The following is a 22142-nucleotide window of genomic DNA, read 5'->3' as shown; positions in this document are numbered from 1 at the left end:
GTGGTGGTACAGCACAGTAGAACTCTTAAGCAGGAACTCGTGATGCACAACGAATTGAAAACTCCGTACTTTATGATCAACGAAGACAAGTTGATTGAAAACCTAGAGAAAGCCAAGCAGCTCAAAGAGATTTCGGGTGTTAAGCTGGTGTTGGCGCTGAAATGTTTTTCAACCTGGGGTGTGTTTGACATCATCAAGCCCTATCTTGATGGCACCACCAGCTCTGGCCCATTTGAAGTGAAACTCGGCTACGAAACGTTTGGCGGCGAGACGCACGCCTACAGCGTGGGTTACAGTGAAGAGGATGTGCGTCAAGTCGCGGACATCTGCGATAAGATGATTTTCAACTCGCAATCACAACTTGCTGCGTACCGTCATATCGTTGAGGGCAAGGCGTCGATTGGTTTGCGTCTCAACCCAGGTGTCAGCTACGCAGGTCAAGATCTGGCTAACCCAGCGCGTCAGTTCTCTCGTTTGGGCGTGCAAGCGGACCACGTTAATGCAGAGGTGTTTGATGGCATCGATGGCGTGATGTTCCACATGAACTGCGAAAACAAGGACGTCGATGCGTTTATTGGCTTGCTCGATTCTATCTCTCATCAGTTTGGTGACTACCTAGATAAACTCGACTGGGTGAGCATGGGCGGTGGCGTCTTCTTCACTTGGCCAGGTTATGATATTGAAAAGCTGGGCCTAGCACTCAAAGCCTTTGCCGACAAGCATGGCGTGCAAATGTATCTTGAGCCGGGGGAAGCCATCATCACTAAGACCACAGATTTAGTGGTTACCGTCGTGGATATCGTTGAGAACGGCAAAAAAACAGCGATTGTTGATTCGGCGACCGAAGCGCACCGCTTAGATACGCTTATTTACAACGAGCCTGCCTCGATTCTAGAAGCGTCTGATGGTGGTGAGCATGAATATGTGATCGGATCATGTTCGTGTCTTGCTGGGGATCAATTCTGTGTTGCAAACTTTGACCAGCCGCTTGAGATTGGTCAGCGCCTTCATATTCTTGACAGCGCGGGCTACACCATGGTGAAACTGAACTGGTTCAACGGCCTGCGCATGCCATCTGTGTACTGCGAGCGCTCGTCTGGTGAGGTACAGAAGCTGAACGAGTTTGATTACTCGGATTTCAAACGCTCTCTCTCGCAATGGAGTGTCCGTTAAACATCAATATAATGTGATGAATAGACGGTTCTACAAGCTATTTCTCCAAAACCCTATCTTCGGATAGGGTTTTTTATTGTCGTCAGAATTGTCTGAAAATTCGACGCTTTAGCTGCATCTGGTATCAGGTTCGCTACAATTAACCATGATCTAGGTTAAATTCTTGACTATTAGGCGTTAACTGTGTGTACTGAGTGTGCACATTATTAAATATACCTATAAAAAATTTGTTGCTGGGTTGTTTTTGATTCGGTTGTCAGGTGAGTTAAAGGCTAGGAGAGCAGATGCGCCCTATTATGTATATTGAAGTTGGCGGCGTCCTTTGGCAGATCATGCCAGATGGTAGCTGGCAACAAATCCCTTTCGACACCAGCAAAGAGCCAGATGTGCTGGTGATTACTCAAGATGTCGAGGGTGACAATCTTGTCCTGACGCCAGAGCAAGAAGAGGCCATTGAAGCGCAGCTAGACCAAGTGGTAGAAGAGCTGACTCAATACACGCTTAACAACCGAAGCGGAGAGGCGTACTCAGGCGCGAATTCACAAGAGAGTCAAAGCGCTTCTTTGATTAACTTTGTTCAAGCAACCCTGCAAGAAACCATCGCTAAAGCGGGCTTTGACACCCGTCCTAACGACCCTTTCGCCAACGATGATGCCCAGCCTGAGCAAGAAGTGCTCGATCTCCTTAATCAAAACGCCCAACTGAGCGTGGATATCCTCGATGGCGGAGACGGCTACGAAAACCGATTTGAATCGCCAGGTGTGGTGATCCAAGGAACGGCGCCGAATATTCGTGACGGTCGCACCGTCAACATCACCATTACCGATATCAATGGTAAGAGTGTATCAACCACTGCAGTGACGAATGATGAAATCTACTCGGTAAGCGGAGTGGATTTGACCTCTCTCGCAGAGGGCCCCCTGTTGGTCAACGCCGTGGTCGCAGACAACTTTGGCAATAGCGTCAGCGCCCAAGACAACACCATCAAAGATACCCTTGCCACCATTGATGTCGACTTTGATGGTGAGGGTGACGAATACTACAACCAGTTCGAAGTGAGTAACGGCGCCTTAATCGGGCGTGTCGAGTTCGTCCAAGATGGTCAGCCCATCACAGTGCGAATCATTGACAGTGTGGGAACAACGTTAACACTGAGCTCTGTCGTTTCCGGCGGAACTTGGGCGATGGATAACCTCGACCTCAGCGCACTCGCCGAGGGCACCTTAACCGTTATCGCACAAACCATCGATGTGGCGGGTAACCCTGCAATCGCGCAAGATACCATAACCAAAGATACGTTGGCTGATATTACGGTGAGCTTTGATGCTGGTGGAGATAGTTATTATAACCAGTTTGAGTTGACCAATGGCGCCCTTACAGGCTCCGTTTCAAATGTGGAAGATGGAGAACCGATCTACGTACAAATTTATGATGTTGAAGGAAATCAGCTATCTTTAACAACGCAAGTGTCTGGTTCTTCCTGGAGTATTGATGGCATTGATCTCGAGGGTCTTGTCGATGGCGAACTGTCAGTTGTCGCCACAACGAAAGATGTCGCTGGCAATGAAGTTATCGCTGAAAATACCATTTTGAAAGACACACAAGCAAACATTACTGTGTCCTTCGATGGTTTTGGGGACAGCTATTACAATGCTTTAGAGATCGATCATACAACAATTAACGGTGAGGTTAGTTTTGTTGAAGATGGCCAGAAAGTGAATGTGCAAATTACGGATATTCTAGGCCAATCTATTTATTTAGAAACGGTTGTAACCGCTGGCAGTTGGCGCATTGAGAGTATCGACCTTTCATCATTAGCTGACGGTCAGCTTACCGTGATCGCAGACACTATTGATATAGCGGGCAACCTTGCGACTTCTTCCAATACCATTATCAAAGATACCTTGGCGGAGATTGACGTTGAATTTGATGGTAAAGGTGATGAGTTTTATAACAAAGTAGAGGTAGTCGATGGTCGTGTTCTAGGCGAAGTCGATTTCGTTGAATCTGGACAAGAGATCTTTGTGACTATTTCCGACGTCAACGGTCAAAAGTTGGAATTTTCGACTGTTGTATTGGACGATAGATCATGGGTGGCTGAAGGATTGGACCTAAGTCACTTATCTGATGGGGTATTGAGCGTCACTGTTAATGTCACAGATGAAGCGGGCAACCAGGCATCGAGTTCAAATACCATCGTCAAAGATACTCAGGCGGAACTCACAGTGGAGTTTGATGGTTACGGTGACCAATATTACAACCAGTTTGAGGTAGACGACGGGCTGATTCGTGGTGTTGTGGAAAATGTCGAAGACGGACAAACGGTTTCAATTCAAATAAAAGATTCTACTAGCGCGACATTAAATTTTTCAACTCAAGTTATTGATGGTAAATGGACTTTACCTGACCTGGACCTCACTTCGTTTAATGAAGGAGAGCTCATCGTAACCGCTGAAACCGTCGACTTAGCGGGGAATAATGCTACGACGACAAACTCGATCACAAAAGATACGCTCGCCGGAATAGAGGTTGCGTTTGATGGTTTTGGAGATCGTATCTACAACCAATTTGAAATTTCTGCTGGACTGATTCAGGGAACGGTTACTTTCGTAGAAGATGGTCAGACGGTTGATGTGACGATTACCGATGCGGACGGTACGACCCTTGATTATAGTACCATGGTGCTCAACGGTGAGTGGAGCCTGTCTGGCCTCGACCTCAGTGCACTCGCCGAGGGCACCTTAACCGTTATCGCACAAACCATCGATGTGGCGGGTAACCCTGCAATCGCGCAAGACACCATCACCAAAGATACGTTGGCGTCAATTACGGCGGATGTCGAAGATGGTGGTGACAACGTCATCAATATTAATGAAAAAGAGAGCGTGACGTTCTCCGGCGCCGTGGCCAATGTCGAAAATGGTCAGCCTGTTCATGTCGTGATCACCGATGGCAGTACAACCCTTGAATTTGACACTGTGGTGGTGAACGGTCAGTGGCAGGTCGAGGATGTCGATATTGGTGATTTTGTCGACGGCACTTTAGAGGTCACGGCCAGTACGCAAGATATTGCAGGAAACCCTGCTACCACGACCGATACGAGTACCATTGTCGATACCACTGTCCCTACCATTGATATCGACACCCTGTCGGGCTTTAGCATTTTAGATTTTCGCCAAGGCAATTTGACTACGATGCAAGGCACAACCACGGGGGTTGACGATGGATTGTTGGTCACCATTACCGTTTCAGACGGTACGCAGACGTTAACCTTTCAGGGCGCTGTAACGGGCGATACATGGAGCGTTGAAGATATCGATATCTCGTCGCTTGACCTCAGCCAAACGTGGACCATTGATGCGTCTGTTTATAACGCCATTGGCAACCAAGCTGTCGACGATATGCCGACGATCGTGCTGCCTGACTCGCTCTCATTTTCTGAAACCGTGGTGGGCATATTTGGCAGCGAAGCAAAAGATGCCAGTATTAATGTTGATTTCGCCGATTTTCGTTTTTATTCCGATCAAAGCTTTCTGACCGATAGTGTCACCTCTCAAAACAGCAGTATCACGGTGACAGTCGCTGGCGATGGGCAAAGTCTTGAAGGGCTGAATAACACTGATGAAGTGGTGTTCAGAGCACAAATCGTCGGCGATGAAGTTCGTGTCACCTTTTACAAAGCGATAGATCAAGGCGAAGGGTTAGATTCACTGCAAACGGCTCTGTTGCTTGAAGGGATACAAACGGATGCCGATGGGACAACCGAAACCGTGATTGCCCATTTACCCATTACGATCAAGGACTCCGATCCGCTAGTGTTTGGCGAAAGCTACACCATGACAGAAGGGACAACGTCATCAGGTAACTTGCTCAACAATGATATTGATTTGGATACGCAACTTCTGATCCGAGAAGTAGAAGTCGGTGCTGAAACTAAAGCCATCACCGGCAATCAGCCAGTCAGTTTTACCACCAGTGATGGCGTATTAACGGTATTTGCCAATGGTTACTGGACGTTCACCGCATCGCGAAACTTAGATCACAACGCAGAGCACTTGGTTTCTATTAACTACAAGGCGGGGGATGAGAGCAATGACTTTGGCACCGCAACCGCCACGATCACCATCAACGATGGTGGCGCGGGTGATATTCTAAACGGTGTGGCAAGTAGCACAGAATCCAACCTAAGCGATGTTTCTGCTTCTCTTAACGCAACGTTTGAGGTATTGGCTGGCTCGGATAATCCCGATCCGTCCTCCCTTGTGTTTGCCAATGGCACGCTCGCTTTGCTCGACGCTTTGGGTTTGCAGTCAACCTTAGATTTAGCCGATATCACCTATACCTTAAGTGGCGATGGTACCCTCATTACTGCCAGTTCGGCTGGCGAAACCATCTTTACCTTAACACTGAGCGCAGTCGCCAATGGCGATGATGTGACGGCAACGGTCACCCTTAATCAGTCGCAGCCCATCAGTCACACCTTAAAAAGTGATGCTGTCACTATTCCTCTTTTGATTGCCGGTAGCGATTTGGATGGAACGCCATTGTCATCCGGTGCATTTGAATGGGTGATTCACGACGGTGCGGATCCTGAGTTGGCCAATGCCACTAGCGTAACGCTCAATGAAAGCGATCTTGGCTCAGCACCGTTAAGTGCAAATGGTAGTTTTTCTCTCACGATCGGCAGTGATTACCTCGATAGTCTGTTTTTTGATTTGGCCGACCAACCAACGTTAAGCAGTGGCGGTCGTGATATTGTCTTTGTTTTGAATGACGACGGCTCGCTTTCTGGCTATACAGAAGATCTGCACACTCGTCTGGTGCCCGATGAACTGGTGTTTACCGTCACCTTTGCTCAGCCTGACAATGACGCGGATGCAACCGTTCCCTATACCGTCACACTCTATCAAGCACTCGACCAACTGGATGGTGATAGCACGTTGCCGATCGTGGTCACCGCCAAAGATAACGATGGCGATGAGTCGAAATTGACCTTGGATATTACCGTCAGCGATGGTGGCGTGCCGAGCATTGGTTCTGGGAACGTCGATTTGTCTGAAACGCCAAGAGCAACAGGCGTGACAGCGAAAGCGACCGCCGACGTTTCGTTTGATGTCAGTGCAGCGTTTGACCCATTGGTTTATTTGGGCTTGGGCGTTGAAACGGGTGATGCCGTGTTGGACTCGAATGGCGATCCCATCACCCAAAACGGTCAAGCGATCACATGGCGAGACAATGGCGATGGGAGTTACGATGCCATTCTCTCCAATGGTCAAACCGTTTTAAGCGTTTTTCTGCCTAGCGATTTTGTACTGGCGGCAGGCGACACGACAACGATTGATGTACGTCTTGAGCTGTATCAGCAAATTGATCACAACCTTGCAGGCAATGATTTAAGCTTAACCATCCCCGTACCGGTCTACACAGTGGATTCAGATGGGACGGAAAATACCGTTGAATCGAGCATCACCATTTTTGATGGCGCGGATCCTCAAATTGAAGTGACTGGGTCGATGGATGTCGATGAAGAGGGGTTGACCTCAGGTCAGCAAGACAGCGGTATTGAAACGTCGACGCCTTCGATCAACTTGATTGAAGGTTCGGATGATATCGTTTCCTTGAGTTTAGATCGCACCGCCTTTGATGCACAAGGTTATACCAGTGGCGGCGTCGCACTGATATTGGCTGAGGTCGACATCAATGGTTGGTACTATGCGATGGCTGATGGCGACGAAGCGTTTCGTATCCGTTTCAACCTAGATGGCAGCGTTGAATTTGAATTGTACCGCCCATTGGATCACGAATCGGGGTTAGGTGAGAACAACCTCGAACTCAACTTTTCTTTGACGGCGACCGATGCGGATGGCGATATTTCAACTGCCGTAGACTACACCGTCAATGTCAAAGACGATGTGCCGATCTCGGTAGATTCGACGCTCAATTTGGTCGAAGGGGACAGTCAATCAGGCAACATGATCACCGCATTTGGCCGTGTTGGCGCCGATGGTGGTCAGTTGGTCAGCATCGGTTATGATGTCGATGGCAATGGTAGCTATGATCAGTATGTTTTTAGTGATGCCAATCCGTCATATACCATCAATCTCTATAACGACAACACCCCATCAGTCAGCTACGGCACGCTAACGGTCAATCGAGACGGCAGTTACACCTTGGTGACCAACGATAGCGTAGATGCAGACCCAGTATTGAATGACTTCCTGCAAATGGTAGTGCGGGACTTTGATGGCGATGAAGCCACCAGTGAGATTAGCTTTGTACTGGGGGACAACGAAGGCTTTATTCGTGTTGCTGATACGCAAACGACCGAAGACAATCTCGCTACGCTGGCGATTGAAGTCTCAACAGGGGATGTCGACCAAGAAGAGCAGGTGACGCAAATCGCCATCAGCGAAAGTTCGCTTCAAGGTGGTTCACTCTATCTCAATGGTGTGCTTCTTGTTGCCGTTGACGGATTGATTACCCTCTCTGGCAGCCAACTCGATAGCTCGAATCCTAGTTTAGTGGTACCCAATGGTACGTTGACGTATCTTCCTGCGGAAAATCAGTCAGATACTACACAGTCGATTTCTCTTGATGTCTCTGCGGTGATCAGCACGGATACGGGTCCTCGAGATCTAACGGAAACGCTAGAGGTCTCGGTGTTACCGATTGCTGATACCCCTGAATGGGGCCAGTCCCAGTTTACTTACAGTACCGTTGAAGATGCCGACGAGGCGCTGTCACTGGATATCACGGCCAACCTTGTCGACCTTGACGGCTCTGAATCGCTTAAATATGAGATCTCAAATATCCCCGACGGGATCACCGTTACCCTTAATGGCTCGCCCATCAGTGAAGGTAAACAGTACACTCAACCTCAACTCGATCAGATGAAAATCGAAGCGGACCCGAATGTCGCGGGGAGTTTCACGTTCGATATCAAGGCGATTGCGATTGAAGCGGGGAATAGCTTTGCTAGCAGCGATGATAAAACCGCTGAAACCACCTCACAGGTGGTGGTCAACGTGAGACCGGATGCCGATACGCCGACCCTTGAAGTCAAAGACATCAAAGGACTGGAAGATGAGGGGATCAATCTTCAAGATTACATCTTCGCTGACCTCACCGATACCGACGGCTCAGAAAGCTTGCGCATCAACATTCAAGTACAAGACGGCTGGACTATTGAAGGCGGCAGCTATATCGGTAACAACCAGTACACGGTGTTTGCGGCGGATCTTGCGGCTGGTTTAGTGACGTTGGTGCCTAAAGAAGACATCAGTTCCTACACGGAATCACTCTTTATCAATGTGACCGCTGTGGCGACAGAATCTACCCAAGATGGCTTGATTCCAGAGAACTCTGAAGCGTCAAGCAACACTGAAACGATTCAAATTTACCTCAAAGGCGTGGTGGATGAGCCGACGGTCATCGATGGCGGCCAAGGGCATTGGCAGTATGATGCTGAGAACAAGGTGATCAGCAATCAAGCGGACATGTTGGAAGATGCGCTAATCGCACTCGATTTTGTTGTCCAAACCAGTGACGATGATGTCTCAGAAGCGATCAATATTCTACTCACCGATATTCCAGAAGGTACCCAGTTAGTTGATGCTTCTGGAAACCCTGTTGCGTTAACCATCGCGTATATCGATGACACCACAGGTCCTGTATATCAGGTCAGTAATGACGACTTAGCGTCGCTCTATCTCAAACCAGTTAAAGATTTCAGTGGCCAGCTCACCTTGTCGGTGATCGCGGTGTCGACCGAGCCTGACGGTGATGCCGGCGAGTTCCCAATGACCGTCGAGATTGAGGTGTTGCCTCAGGTGGATCAAGCCGATGGCCAAGTGATTTCGACCCAAGGGGTCGAAGACCGATTGATTTCACTATCGCTTCAGCCGTCCATCAATGCCGATCAGGATGGCAGTGAGACCTTAACCGGTTACGTTATTACGTCACTAGATAACGACCTTACCCTCTACTTTGATGGGGCGCCCATTGAGATTGGAAGCGGCCTCGATTTGAGTACCTTATTGGATGGCGACACGCCCACCCTCGACAGTTTATTAGCCAGTGGCCGTTTGAGCGTGCTGGCCAGCGAAGACTTAAGTGGCGTGTTCAGTGTGGGCATTCAATACCAAGTGACAGATACCTCTAGCGAAGGCGCGACCGATGTTCGCTGGCTTGACGGTTCGCTGAGTGTCAATGTGAGTGCAAAAGTCGAGCTGGATACGCGTCTTGAAAGCTCCGGCAAATTGTACAGCAGTGATGATGGCTCCGCGGTGGATATATCGGATGCGGTCATTTTCATTGACGAAGATCTCGATGGCTCAGAATACCTCGATTACATTTTGCTCGTCGTTCCGGATGGGTACACCTTGATTGTGACGCATCCTAATGGTGCTAGCCAAGACGGTGATGGTAATTGGCTGATTCCAGCAGCGGGTTTGACCAGTGACAGCTTCCAGGAGAGCGTGACACAAATTCTAAATGGTGCGACTATCTCCAGCGCACAAAACACCCCAGTGTTGGATATCGTGGTTCGCGCGCGCGTGCTTGACGGCAGCGATGACCGCTTTATCGATACCAGTTTTGAACTGCAGATCACCGGTCATGATGGCAGCGGAACATGCGATCCAGTCGGAACGCCCGGTGATATTCAGTCAGGCGATATTACGCAACCGGAAGGCGACAACATCGACCTCTCGGGGCTACTCAATAGTGATGTTGCTAGCGATCCAGACAACGTCATCTCGTTCTTTGTGCCGGCCGATTCACTGCCCGAAGGTGTTGAGATTCAGGGCAGTGGTGTCACTGTAGAGTATGATCGTTTGGGGAACGTGATTGGCTATTCCATTACTGCTTCGGCGCTGGACAGTTTGGTCTTGACTGGTATTGATGAAGATTATGCGGGTATCCTAACCTTTACCGTTCAAACCATAGAAACCTCAGCCTGTAATGGCACCTCGGTGACCACAGACCAAACCATTAGTATCAAGATTACGCCCGTGGTCGATGACATTGCGGTCACAGCGGATACTTACACGATTCAAGAGGATGCGGTCAGTGACCTCAATCTATCGCTCATTCTTGGCGATAGTATAGAAGACAGCCAGATGATCACTGGCGAGGGTACTGAAGCAACGGGTAAAGAGACGGTCAATAGCTTGACCGTGACTCTGACTGCCGGTGCGACGCTGTCTGGCCCTGAGGATGTGTTGCAAGACAACGGCGATGGAACGTGGACTATTTTGCAGCCTGCTCGATTAAATGAAGTCGAGTTGGTGCCGCCAGCGCATTACAGTGGAGACGTCGTGATGACCTTCACTGCCAATATCACCGATGAAGCGAGTGACATCGCTGAAACTGACACACAAGATAAATCCACCACAGTCACCGTCAATGTTGAACCTGTCGCTGATGAAGCGAATCTTGTGACAGAGAACGTGACTGGCGACGAAGACAGCTATATTTCTCTCGGCTCCATGAGTGCGGCGCTGATCGATCAAGACGGATCAGAAAGCCTCTCTTTGAGTTTAAAAGGTGTCCCTGATGGTGCTGTTGTGGTTTACAAAGTGGGAGACAGTTACGAGCTTGCACCAAACAATGGTCCTGATGGCGGCACTTTTGACGGCAGCAACACCTATGAGTGGCAGTTAGACAGTGCTCGCTTGAGCGATGTGTACATTCTTCCGCCACGTGACTTCAGTGGTGATATGCCTCTCTCCTTGGAAGCGATCACCCAAGAACTTGAAAACAGTGATGTCAATTTCACCAGCTCTGAATTCATTGTCGGTGTATTGCCGGTAGGTGACCGTGTAGAGTTGGTCGACCTGGCTGATAGCTTGACGAGTGAGGAAAACACCGGTGTGGAGATTACACTCAATGCCTCGAGTTTTGAGACCAACAGTGACGAGTACCTACTACTCAGTTTTATTGTTGAACCGACTTCTGACGCTAGTGCGTTTACGGGCTTAGATCGGATAAAAGTGGGATTGCAAACCTCGGTGTTTTTGTCGACAGGCGATGGCCGAGCGATCGCGACTGTACAGGTTAAAGCGAGCGAAATTAACAACGTCACTTTCTTCCCGGGTGATGCTTTTGGAGAGTTCGACGTGACGATTTCTGTGTCGAGCTATGATCAAGCGATCGTGTTGGGTGAGCTTGCCGATGATCTGGGCGAGGCGACCGAAGAGAGTTTAACATTAACCATTACGCCGGAGCCTGATGCGCCCACTCTGACTGTGGATTATGACACCATTGTCGCCGATGCCGATGGCACCATACCATTGGGGCTGAGTCTTGAACTTATCAATCCAGCCGACAATGAAACGGGCAGCGTGATCATCTCTGGCTTACCGAGTGGCCTAGTGTTAAGCGCGGGTACTAGTCAAAACGGTAAGTACACCGTTGCGATGGAGGACATCGCTGATTTATCGATTGTTGGCGGCTACGATGGAGCCAGCGATTTTCAGTTGTCGATTGAGCCGGTGGCCAGCATAGGTTCCGATTCAGCAAGCGGTGTCGCGCAAGTTATTGACATCAGTTTGCAAGACCCTAGCGTTGTCTCAACCACGTTGACGGGTACTGATGGCGTTAATGACCGATTTGTGATTGGTCAAAGTAGCGGCACCGATACGATTACGGATTTTGAATACAGCGCCGATAGCGATGCCATCGACTTAAGTGCGATTTTAACTGGCGTGAGCGACGGCGATAGTGCGGCGCAAAAACTCGATATTCGAGATGACGGCGGGGATGTCTTGATTGAGGTGACACCAGATGGCAGCACAGTTCAGCAATCCGTGCGTATTGCGGGTGTGAGTCTTAACGACTTCGCGCCGAGTGTGAGCGGGGAAGCCGAGATTCTGCAAAAAATGATTGATGATCAAAACCTCATCGTGCAGTAAAAGATGGGAAAGAAGGCTATGGAACAAAACGGGGCGTTAGACCCTTGGTATGCGGCCCTTGAGTGGTGGGTAAACCACTTTGATAAACGTTGCCACAAGGATTTGTTGCTGACGGGGTTGCCGCTGTCTGAACACGGTAGGTTGGATCATCAGCTATTTTTCCGTGCGTTGGAACGGGCACAGCTATACGCGACGCCGTTGCCACTGTCAGAGATCACTCCACAATCCTTACCCCTCTTACTGGTGGACAAACACAGCAATCAACCTCATATCGTCACCAAATACGATGAGCAAGGCTATCAGCTGTGGTCGGAAGATGGCGAGAAGACCATGAGCGCCGAAGAGATCAAGCGGTGCTCAGAGCCCAACCTGTGGCGTATTGACGTTCAAGCACACTATGACGAGAGAATCGAAAGCTCGCAGCCTCGTTCCCAAGGGCATTGGCTATGGAACGTGGTCAAAGAGGTGAAGCCTTGGTATCGAGATCTGCTCGTAGCGTCTTTACTTATCAACGTGCTGGCTCTGGTTGTCCCGCTGTTCACGATGAACGTGTATGATCGAGTGGTGCCCAATCAAGCCTTTAGTACCTTGTGGGTGCTGGTGGTTGGGGTCTGTGTCGTGATTGTTTTCGACTGGTTGCTGCGCGAGGCGCGAAGCTCAGTGACGGATGTCGCTGGGCGTTATCTGGATAATAAGCTGTCTGCCATCTTGCTTGGTAAAGTATTGGGGATGAAGCTAGAAAACCGTCCGCAATCGATCGGGGCGTTTTCTCGCCAACTTCAAGATTTTGATAGTGTCCGTGATTTCTTCACCTCCATTTCTCTGGTGACCTTGATTGATCTGCCTTTTACCCTGCTGTTTTTGCTTCTTATCGGCTGGCTAGGTGGGGCGATGATGTTGATTCCTGTCACTGTGATGTTGGTGCTGATCGGGTTGTCGGTCGCGATGAAAGGCAAGATAGAACAAACCCAACAGGAGACGGCAGCGCTGTCGAGCCAGCGTCAAGCCCAACTGTTTGATTGCCTAAGTTCGTTGCCTGAAATCAAACAAAATAACGCACAAGGGACGATACAAAAACGCTGGGAGCAGACGGTCGCGTCCTTGTCCGACTGGCAAAATCGTTCTCGTCATTATTCCAACTTAGTGGCGCACTCAATTCAATCGAGTCAGCAAATCGTCACGATTTGCCTCATCGTGTTTGGTGTCTATCAGATTTCTGAGGGCTTGCTTAGTATGGGCGGGTTGATTGCAATTGTGATGCTCAGTGGCCGAGCGGCGGGCAGCATCAATCAGCTCTCTCTTCTCATGCTGCGCTATCAGCAAACCAAGACCGCTATCGAAGGGCTCAATGCCATCATCGATTTGCCTCAAGAAGATCAAGAAAGCAGTAAATTGTCCCAAGGCCAGTTCCAAGGCGGCGTGCGTTTAGACAAGGTGAGTTACCAATACCCTCAAACTCCTACGCCTAGTGTAGAGAGCGTAAGTATTACCATTCCCGCCGGTGAGCGTGTTGGCATTATTGGCGCTGCGGGCGCGGGAAAGTCTACGTTACTCGCCATTATCGCCAAGCAGGCCAATCCAACCCAAGGACGCGTCTTTTACGATGAGATTGATAGCCAACTTTGGCCGAGTGCCTCCATTCGTCATCACACCGGCTGGGTGGGACAAAACCCACAACTGCTCTATGGTACAGTGATAGACAATATCACCTTGGGTGCGAACGAGGTCGATCAGAAAAAGTTAGCGCAGGCGATACAGCTTTCGGGATTGGGTGCCTACCTCGATCGTATGAGTAACGGGTTGGAGACCCAAGTGGGTGAAGGCGGGCGTTTTTTATCCGGCGGTCAACGTCAAGCGGTGGCGTTGGCGCGTTCGTTTTATCGCAACTCAAGTTTATTGATTCTAGATGAACCGACCGCTTCCTTAGATAGCGACGCAGAAGCGCGTTTATTCCATAGTTTGCAATCGTTGCCGCGTGACAAAACGATGCTCATTAGCTCGCACAAACACTCCTTCCTCTCCTTGTGCGACCGTATTTTGGTGGTTCATCAGGGGCAGATCGTCGCAGATGGTTCACCCGCAGAGATCTTGCATGCGCGTAAAGAGACCAACAAAAAGCGTGTTCGCTCTGTCTCAGTGGTCAAAGGAGGCAAGCATGAGTAGCACCGCATGGAACAACGCGCATTTAGCCTATCGTTCACGCCGCTTGATTTGGTTAAGTGGTGCGCTCATTGTCGCCATCATCGTGTGGGCCACGTGGGCCAAACTGGAAGAGGTGGTGGTGGGCGAAGGAAAAGTGGTACCGAGCCTTTCTGTCCAGACGATACAAAGCCTAGAAGGGGGCTTGGTGAAACAAGTGCTCGTCACTCAAGGTGAGCGCGTTGAGCTTGGTCAGCCCATAGCGATTTTAGACGACACGCGTTTTAAATCGAGCTTTCAAGAGTCGGCTCAGCAAGCGCAATCTTTGCTGGCACAAAAGCAGCGTCTGGAAGCCGAATTGATGAGTGTTAAAGTGCAAAGCTCGCAAGTTGACTGGCGTGAGCAGGTCAACGTGGTCACCGCGCCCTTTGTGTTAGAAGAGGGCAGCCATAACGCACTATTTAATGAACGCGCTAACTACTTGGAGCGTATCGGCCAGCTCAATGCAGAGCTTGAGGAGTCGACGCTGCGCATAGAGCAGCAAGCACAGGCCTACAACGATACCTTGAATGCCATCAAAACATTGCAAAGCAGTCTGGCCATTGTCACGCAAGAGCGCGACATGTTACGTGACGTCGTTGCCAGTGGCGCGGTCGCGGAAGTCGAACTGCTCAAGCTCAATCGTGATTACGTCAAGCTACAAGGTGACATCGCCAGTTCACAAGTGATGGCGCAAAAGCAAAAAGCCGCTTACTCCGAAGCGATTGCCGATAGGCGAAGCACGGCGCTCGATTTTCGCGCTAAAGCGCAAGGACAACTGAATGAAGTCGCCACTAAACTGGCTCAACTGCAAGAGAGTCAACAGGCGATAGCGGATCAACTTAATCGCACGCAGCTTGTCTCGCCAGTTGATGGACGAGTCAAAGAAGTCTTTGTTCGCACTATTGGTGGTGTGGTGAGACCCGGCGAGCCGATCATGGAGTTGATACCTGAAAATAGCACCTTGATAGTTGAAGCGAGGATCTCGCCGCAAGACATTGCTTTTGTGCGCAGCGGCCTTGCTGCGACCGTGAAATTCAGTGCCTACGATTTTGTCATTTATGGTGGATTAGCAGGCAAAGTCACCTATGTCAGTGCTGACGCCCTGCAAACGGAAGAGGGCAATGCCTACTACCGTGCTCACATCACGTTGGATGACAACGAAAAGGTGTCGCAATTTACCATTATTCCCGGCATGCAGGTGGCCGTGGATATCTTGACGGGGGAAAAAACCGTCCTGAGTTATTGGCTAAAACCTATTTTGAGAGCAAAAGAGAATGCTCTTCGAGAACGATAATAAACATAAGGATAGATAATGCGTTCCAAATCGTTACTGTTAGGCGTGTTGCTGTCGAGTTCAGCGCACGCCATTTCTCTGGAAGAGTCGGTGGCGTTTGCCATCGATTACAGCCCAGAGTTGTTGGCTCAGTATTCCCGCTATCAGTCTGTAGTGCGTGATGGTGATGCCGCAAGTGGATTTCAGCTTCCACAGGCCAACCTTTATGCTGCGGCCGGTTATGAGGAGACGCGCTACAACAGTGGATCATACATTGACCCAGATGATAGAGGCTTAACGCGCACCGAAATTGGCCTAAAAATCTCTCAGTTGCTGTTTGATGGTTTTAGCACCAGTTCAAATGTGGCTCGTTTGGGGTATGAGGCAGAAGCAGAGCGCCTAACGTTAATCTCAAGGGCAGAAAACGTGTCACTCGACATTGTCCGTATTTACTTGGAACTGCTGAAAGCGCAAACCCTACTTGAGCTTGCAGAGCGCAATGTCCGAGAGCACCAAGAGATCTACCAAAATGTATTGGACAAAACGCAAAAAGGGTTGAGCAGCAATTCCGATTTAGCTCAGATTTCAGCGCGTGTCGCCACGTCTCAATCCTCTCTTATCGCTTCGCAGAACAATCTCGTCGATCTTCAGACTCAGTATTTGCGCCTAGTGGGCAAAATGCCTACGGACTTGGTCGATCCTGTGTTTGATGACGCGCTGCTGCCGAGCAGTGCGGAGGTGGCGAAAACGCAGGCCATCGACAATCACCCCGAAATTAAGGCGGCGGTATTGGATTTGGATGCCGCTCGTAAAGAGGTCCGCCGAGAAAAAGGCGGTTATTACCCAGAGATCAAGCTTGAGTTACATGCCAACAAGAATGACAACGTCAGCAACGCTGAAGGGCCAGATGAAGATGCGCGCATCATGCTGACGATGGATTACGATATTTTCAATGGCTTTGCCACCGATGCGAGTGTTGAGTCTTCCGCTTGGCGCGTAGAAGAGGCTCGCGCTATCCGCTTGCGCACTGAACGTGAAGTCGAAGAGGGCACGCAACTGGCTTGGAACGCCTACGACATGTTAGAGAAACAGATGATGTTACTGCAACAAAACGTGGATGCAGTGAAAATCGCAGAGCTTGGTTATATCCAGCAGTTTAACGTGGGTCGCCGCAGTTTGTTGGATGTGCTGGATGCCAAAGTGGAAGTGTTCTTAGCGAGAAAAAATTATGTCTCAGCTAAGTACGATCATACCTTAGCCGCATACCGACTGTTTAATGCGATGGGTATTCTTACTTATGCGCTTCGGGTCGAACATCCGGAAGAGTGGCAAGGGGAGGAGAAACAATGATGAAGTGGTTACCCCTTTCGCTTGTGCTGCTGACCGCTTGTGCGCAAGAGCCAAATATTGAAACGACGCGTCACCAAATTGATGATCTGACCGATGACGATCGCGACGGCGTGATCAACCAGCGTGACTTGTGTGCATCGACGCCGGAAAATGTGGCTGTCGACAGACAAGGTTGTACGCAGTGGCAAATTGAAGAAAAAGCCAACGTGATCAGTTTCTTCTTCGACATGGACAAGGACCAAGAAACGCCAGAACATCAGGCGCCCCTTGAGCAGCTTACGCAACTGCTCGATGCGCACCCCGACGCGTCGGTAATATTGCTCGGTGATACCAGTCCTGAAGCGAGCTTGGCGTACAACCAGGCTCTGGCTAAGCGTCGCACCTACACCATACGTTTGATGCTTGAGCGACAAGGCATCGACCCCAACCGTATTTCAGAGCAGGAGTTCACCCAAGTGACGGCATTGACTCAGTATCTGCATGCGCGTAAACGTCGTGCCATTGCCGTCGTCATGACCGACGTCATGAGCGTAAAGCCAACGTGGACGATTTTCAGCTCCGAGCAACAATTAACACCCAAAAGCAATGCAGAGGTGAAAAATGAACAGTAAACTTTTGCCACTGATGTCGACTGCGTTGTTTATTATGCCTTGGAGTATGGTCTCTAACGCATCGGCGCAAGACTCGATCACCGCAGTGGCGGTGGACAGTCATATGGTCTCTCTCATCGGTGCATTAACGGATGGCAAGTTTGAGCAGTTGGACATTCTTAGCCGAGAAAATATTCCTGCCGCTATGCTTAGCCGAGAAGTTAGGGTCGGTGTGAGCGCTCGTCGTTGGACGGACTTAGAAGTGGCCAAATTTGAAAAGCTCACCGGGTATCGTCCGACCGAGCTTTACTTTACCGCTGATGTGGTGGCCGTATTAGCCAACGAAGAGAACCCAAACCAAGAGGTGACATTGCAACAGCTCCGTGACGTTTTTGGTTGTAACGACGATGTCCTGCCTACGCGCTGGTCAACGTGGGGCAAAGAAGCAGAAACGCCGCTGATGCTGCCTTTTGCGGTGGATGAAGGTTTAAAACTCCATCATACCTTCCACGAGTGGGTCACGTGCAAGGAAGGCACCTATGCGGCGACGCAGTTTGTCGCGGACGAAGAGGGGCTGGAAGAGGCGCTGGATGATAACGAGCAAGCGCTAGCGTATGTGACCTATTCCAAACGTTGGCAAGAGGCGAATATCTTGTCGGTCGTCGATGACCGAGGTGATCGTTACGATGTGAATAAAGAAACCATCTTGTCGGGCCGTTATCCGCTGTCGAGTGTTTATTACTTGTATCTCGATTTGCCACCGCATCGAAATTACTTTTCACCGTCAGAAAAGCAGTTTATCGAGTTGGCACTGAGCCAAGAGCATCAATCGGTGCTCAATCGCTATGGTTTTATCAGTTTACCTGAACAGGCGATTTGGCGAAATTATGTCAAGCTAGGCTTAGAGCCACCTATCGTTGAGGGTGGTTATAGGTAACCATTTCACTGACACTAACTCATTCGATCTAAAAAGCCCCAAACGGGGCTTTTCTATTAATTGAGGCGGTGACAGTCCAATTAGGACTCGACCATGACGCGCGTATCTTCACTCAGCGATTCGAGTTCGTTGGCCACATCGTCAATGCTGATCTCCTGTGGCAATCGAATTGCCATGTTGGCGGTGAACAAACTCGAGCTCACTCCGCCACCGCCCGCAATAAAGACGCGTTGGCAATCCATGTCGAGAATATTAATACCTTGACCATCCAGTACGTGAGTGATCTCATTAACGATGCCGTTGCGATCGTTAGCGTCTAAACGGATTTGATAAATCGCATCCGAGGCATGAGCCGCTGTGTCTGAGTCGACAATTTGTACCAACAACTCATCATAAGATTGGAATGCGGCTTTGACGGTGTCTACGTTCTCCACCGGGACATCGACTTTGATCACGGCTGCGACTTGATCCTCAATAAAGTTCACTTTGCTAATCAGCCATTTACCGCCGTTCTCATGGGTAATGGCCGCGAGGTTTTTGATTGTGGTTGGCGTCGCTTTACCAACAAAATTGACAATAAATGTGTGAGTCATAAGTGCCTCCTGCGTTCTTGGACGAAAACATATCGTCTCATTTCAGTGTAGGATCGCGGTAAAGTTGAGGTTTGACTTAGGTCAATTTTTCAAGCTAATACATTGTTGAAATTGAGAATATTGGTACTTCTGACACAAAAAAGCGACGCATGGCGTCGCTCGATGAAGAAGTGTGAACACGAGACGTTGGGTTTAAAACGTCACTTTAAGCTCAAAGCCGTAAAAGACGGGGTCATAGGTTGCGCCTGAATTGAGGGCAAACGTCGCGGCCTCTTGGTTACCAAACCACGGATTGCTCACGTACTGCCACTCTGCGCTGCCGCCCCAGGCGTCAGTCACCCAGCCATGAATATGGCCAACGGGGTTCAAGAAAAACAGTGTTAAGTCCCCCATGCCTTGGGACCCGAACACTTCACCGCCATCGGCGACGATACTTTGTTCTGCTTCAAACATCATCTCACCAACCACGGCGCCAAAGAATGGGGTGATGAACAGATCTTGCCAAGAGGGCACTTCCGCAAACGCTTCCACCCCGTACTCCCAGAAAAACGCTGACATCGTAGCGGAATAGAGGAAGGACTCAAACTCATTGAATCCAGCGTGACGCGCCGCAGTGTAGTAGACACCCCCAAAATAAGGGTGCATGACGTAATTGAGAAAATGCTCGTCACGATCCCAAACTGGACCATCAGAGACGTTGTCTTTCCACTTCTTACCCAAATTACTCAGGTCACGACTCTCTTCATCCCACTTAGTGATGGACTCAGGCAGTAGAGTCATCAGACCGACAGTGGCGACGCTGAGGCCTAAAATGGTGTAGGTTTGGCCCATCAAGTAATCCCAGTCTTTCTCACTTTGCACCGTTAGATAGCGTGGGCGAGGAGGCTCGGAGAGTTCTAGCTCATTTGCGTTCAGACTTAAGGTAAAAGGATCACCGCTTTGGTATTGGTATGAGTGCGCGTAGAAGGTATGGGGCTTGGCAGGGATATAACTCAACTCTATCGGCTGAATATCATGTTGGCTTCCTGCTGCGGCATAAGACGACGCCGTTAATAATAGTGCACCCACGCTTTTTCTAAACACATGAACTCCAAAGGGTTGTTATATTGATCGCGCTCACAATTATCCCTTATAGAGGGGAGAATGCAAACCAGTAAATGTCATAAATAAGAAACTAGGTGATATTAGTAATGTCTGTCACTATAGAGCGATAACAAAAAGATAAGTTTCACGCGCTGACGCTACCAAATAAAGGAATTCATATGTTAAAAATTGCCATGTTAAGTACTGGGGAAGAAGTGCTCCACGGAGACATCGTCGACACCAATGCCGCTTGGCTGTCTGAGCAGTTCTTTACACACGGATTTTCACTAGCTAAACGTTCTACCGTTGGTGATGAAGAAAGTGCCCTAGTGGAAGAGCTGTTGATGTTGAGCTTTAACTATGACGTGGTGGTGGTTAATGGCGGCCTCGGACCAACCAGCGATGATTTAAGCGCGCACGCAGCTTCGTTGGCTGCAGATGTGGAGCTTGTGCTGTATCCCGAGTGGCTTGATAAGTTGACGGCCTTTTTTGCTGCCCGCAACATGGCAATGCCCGAAAGTAACCGCAAGCAAGCGATGTTACCTAAAGGCAGTGTCTTACTCGACAATCCTATCGGCACAGCGTGTGGGTTTAAGGTCGTGATCAATGACTGCGTGTTTTATTTTACACCGGGTGTGCCGAGTGAATTTAAGCGCATGGTCAAAGAGCAAATCTTGCCTGATTTAAAACAGCAGCACCCTCAAGTGCAGGGGTATGAATGCAGTCGACTCTATACGTTTGGCACGTCCGAATCGGCGTTGTCTGACACGCTCGATAAAGTGTCATTACCTGAGGGGTACACTCTGGGCTATCGGTCTTACCTGCCTTTTATTGAGGTCAAACTCTTTGGCCCGAAAGGAGAGCTAGAGACACGGGTTAAGCTACTGCAACTGATCTTTAATCTCATTGAACCTAGTGTGGTGTCGGTAGATGAAACCATGCAAAAGCATGTCGCGTTTTTAATCGAAGAGCGTAAATCATCGATTGCGACCGCCGAGCAATCGACGTTTGGCGCGCTATCTCAGTGGTTGCACGCTGAGCCCGAGGCAGCGCAATACTGTGGTCATGGCTGGGTGATTGGTCATGCGGTCTCGGTGGGCGAGCAAAAAGAGGATTCATTAGCGGCGGCGTTCGCCTTGGCGGGGGCGACTCGCGAGAAATGCGCGACGGATGTCGCTATTGTGACGGGCAAGGTCATAGAGGGAGTATTCTCCCTCGCGCTCTCTAGCCCCGAAGGTGAATGGGGGCAGACGTTGAAGTTCAATCGCCAATATGGCCGTCAGGATCAAATTACGATCATTACGACCACGGCTGCAGATATGCTCAGACGCTATTTGTCAGCGAAGCCCCTGTTTGCGAAATACAGCTCGTTATCTCGTGAAAAAGAGCTGTTCGTGCCACGAAATGCGCTCGAGAGTTAGTCAATAACAGTGAGTCTGTCAAATGACTCACTGTGTCACTTCTCCTTATCTTTATGAAAAGTAAGTTTATTTTTTACTCCCTCAGAATTAAACCTTTTAGAAGAAATCGTTCTAATGGTTAAACGGATGATTTTCAATAGAAGCGCTGTTTGTCTTACTTTTGCAACGTGCATTTAACAAAATTGATCGTAAACTGGAAATTCGGCAGGGTGTTGCAAAGGAGAGTGACATGTTTAATCAATCGAAGATCCTTATCTGGTATCAAGTGGCGAGCCAGAAAGTATTTCTTGGTGAAGCGCTCAGTGATGAGCATCACGATGTGATTTCTATGTGGCTCAATGCCCCAGAAGAGCTCACACCTAGAGAGAGTTTGGGCTATCGACTTTCACTGTTTGATGATGACGGAAGACAGATTGGTGACAAACCCGTCTCCATGATGACCGCCGATGAGTTTTTGTCCGGTATTCGTCTTCAGATGTAACCTCAATCTCGATAGCTCTCTGGGTTGCTCTGGTCTTTTCAGTGATTCAGTTTCGGCTGTTGAAGATTGGATATGAAGTGTCAAAATTGATAACAGCAGTAAAGAGTAAGGCCAGCATGACGCTGGCCTTAATGTTGTTGGGAATAG

11 protein-coding genes are annotated in these 22142 nt (G+C 49.4%); 9 read left to right on the top strand and 2 right to left on the bottom strand.

Translation table 11 applies throughout. The features are described from left to right. Nucleotides 1-39: 39 nt before the first annotated feature. The 7 genes from nspC (at nt 40) to AC6R03_RS10370 (ending at nt 18417) form a co-directional block, all read left to right on the top strand. Entirely contained in the window at nt 40-1173 is a 1134-nt protein-coding gene (nspC, locus tag AC6R03_RS10400) for a carboxynorspermidine decarboxylase (RefSeq protein ID WP_500631158.1), read from the top strand. A gap of 284 nt (nt 1174-1457) precedes the next feature. Then, nucleotides 1458-12086: a T1SS-143 repeat domain-containing protein gene (locus tag AC6R03_RS10395; protein WP_500631157.1), complete on the top strand. Its 10629-nt coding sequence runs from the start codon at nt 1458-1460 to the stop codon at nt 12084-12086. Nucleotides 12087-12104: 18 nt separating this feature from the next. After that, entirely contained in the window at nt 12105-14249 is a 2145-nt protein-coding gene (locus AC6R03_RS10390; protein WP_500631156.1) for a type I secretion system permease/ATPase, read from the top strand. Continuing rightward, a complete protein-coding gene (locus tag AC6R03_RS10385) occupies nt 14242-15561 on the top strand; it encodes an HlyD family type I secretion periplasmic adaptor subunit (RefSeq protein ID WP_500631155.1) in 1320 nt (439 codons plus the stop codon). The genes AC6R03_RS10390 and AC6R03_RS10385 overlap by 8 nt, the downstream gene beginning before the upstream one ends. Before the next feature lie 18 nt (nt 15562-15579). Beyond that, complete coding sequence (locus AC6R03_RS10380) at nt 15580-16890, top strand: TolC family outer membrane protein (protein ID WP_500631154.1); 1311 nt, start codon at nt 15580-15582, stop codon at nt 16888-16890. After that, nucleotides 16887-17501, top strand: a complete 615-nt coding sequence (locus tag AC6R03_RS10375) for an OmpA family protein (RefSeq protein WP_500631153.1) — start codon at nt 16887-16889, stop codon at nt 17499-17501. Before AC6R03_RS10380 ends, AC6R03_RS10375 begins: the two co-directional genes overlap by 4 nt. Continuing rightward, entirely contained in the window at nt 17491-18417 is a 927-nt protein-coding gene (locus AC6R03_RS10370) for a PstS family phosphate ABC transporter substrate-binding protein (protein ID WP_500631152.1), read from the top strand. The genes AC6R03_RS10375 and AC6R03_RS10370 overlap by 11 nt, the downstream gene beginning before the upstream one ends. Before the next feature lie 80 nt (nt 18418-18497). On the opposite strand, the gene AC6R03_RS10365 is transcribed toward AC6R03_RS10370, so the two are convergent. Both AC6R03_RS10365 and AC6R03_RS10360 read right to left on the bottom strand, forming a co-directional pair. Then, nucleotides 18498-19010, bottom strand: coding sequence for a glycine cleavage system transcriptional repressor (locus tag AC6R03_RS10365; protein WP_500631151.1), 513 nt, complete (start codon nt 19008-19010; stop codon nt 18498-18500). Nucleotides 19011-19202: 192 nt separating this feature from the next. Beyond that, a complete protein-coding gene (locus AC6R03_RS10360) occupies nt 19203-20093 on the bottom strand; it encodes a DUF3943 domain-containing protein (RefSeq protein ID WP_500631150.1) in 891 nt (296 codons plus the stop codon). A 179-nt stretch (nt 20094-20272) separates the two neighbouring features. On the opposite strand from AC6R03_RS10360, the gene AC6R03_RS10355 reads away from it, so the two are divergent. After that, entirely contained in the window at nt 20273-21514 is a 1242-nt protein-coding gene (locus AC6R03_RS10355; RefSeq protein ID WP_500631149.1) for a CinA family nicotinamide mononucleotide deamidase-related protein, read from the top strand. Between the two features lie 229 nt (nt 21515-21743). Beyond that, the gene (locus tag AC6R03_RS10350) at nt 21744-21995 is read left to right on the top strand and encodes a hypothetical protein (protein ID WP_487903140.1); all 252 of its coding nucleotides are present in this window, start codon (nt 21744-21746) and stop codon (nt 21993-21995) included. The last annotated feature ends 147 nt before the right edge of the window (nt 21996-22142 follow it).

This window comes from Vibrio sp. R10-SG-ISO4 (assembly GCF_059834135.1).
Note: the sequence above shows the minus strand (reverse complement) of the source record. Positions and strands in the feature narration are given on the sequence as shown.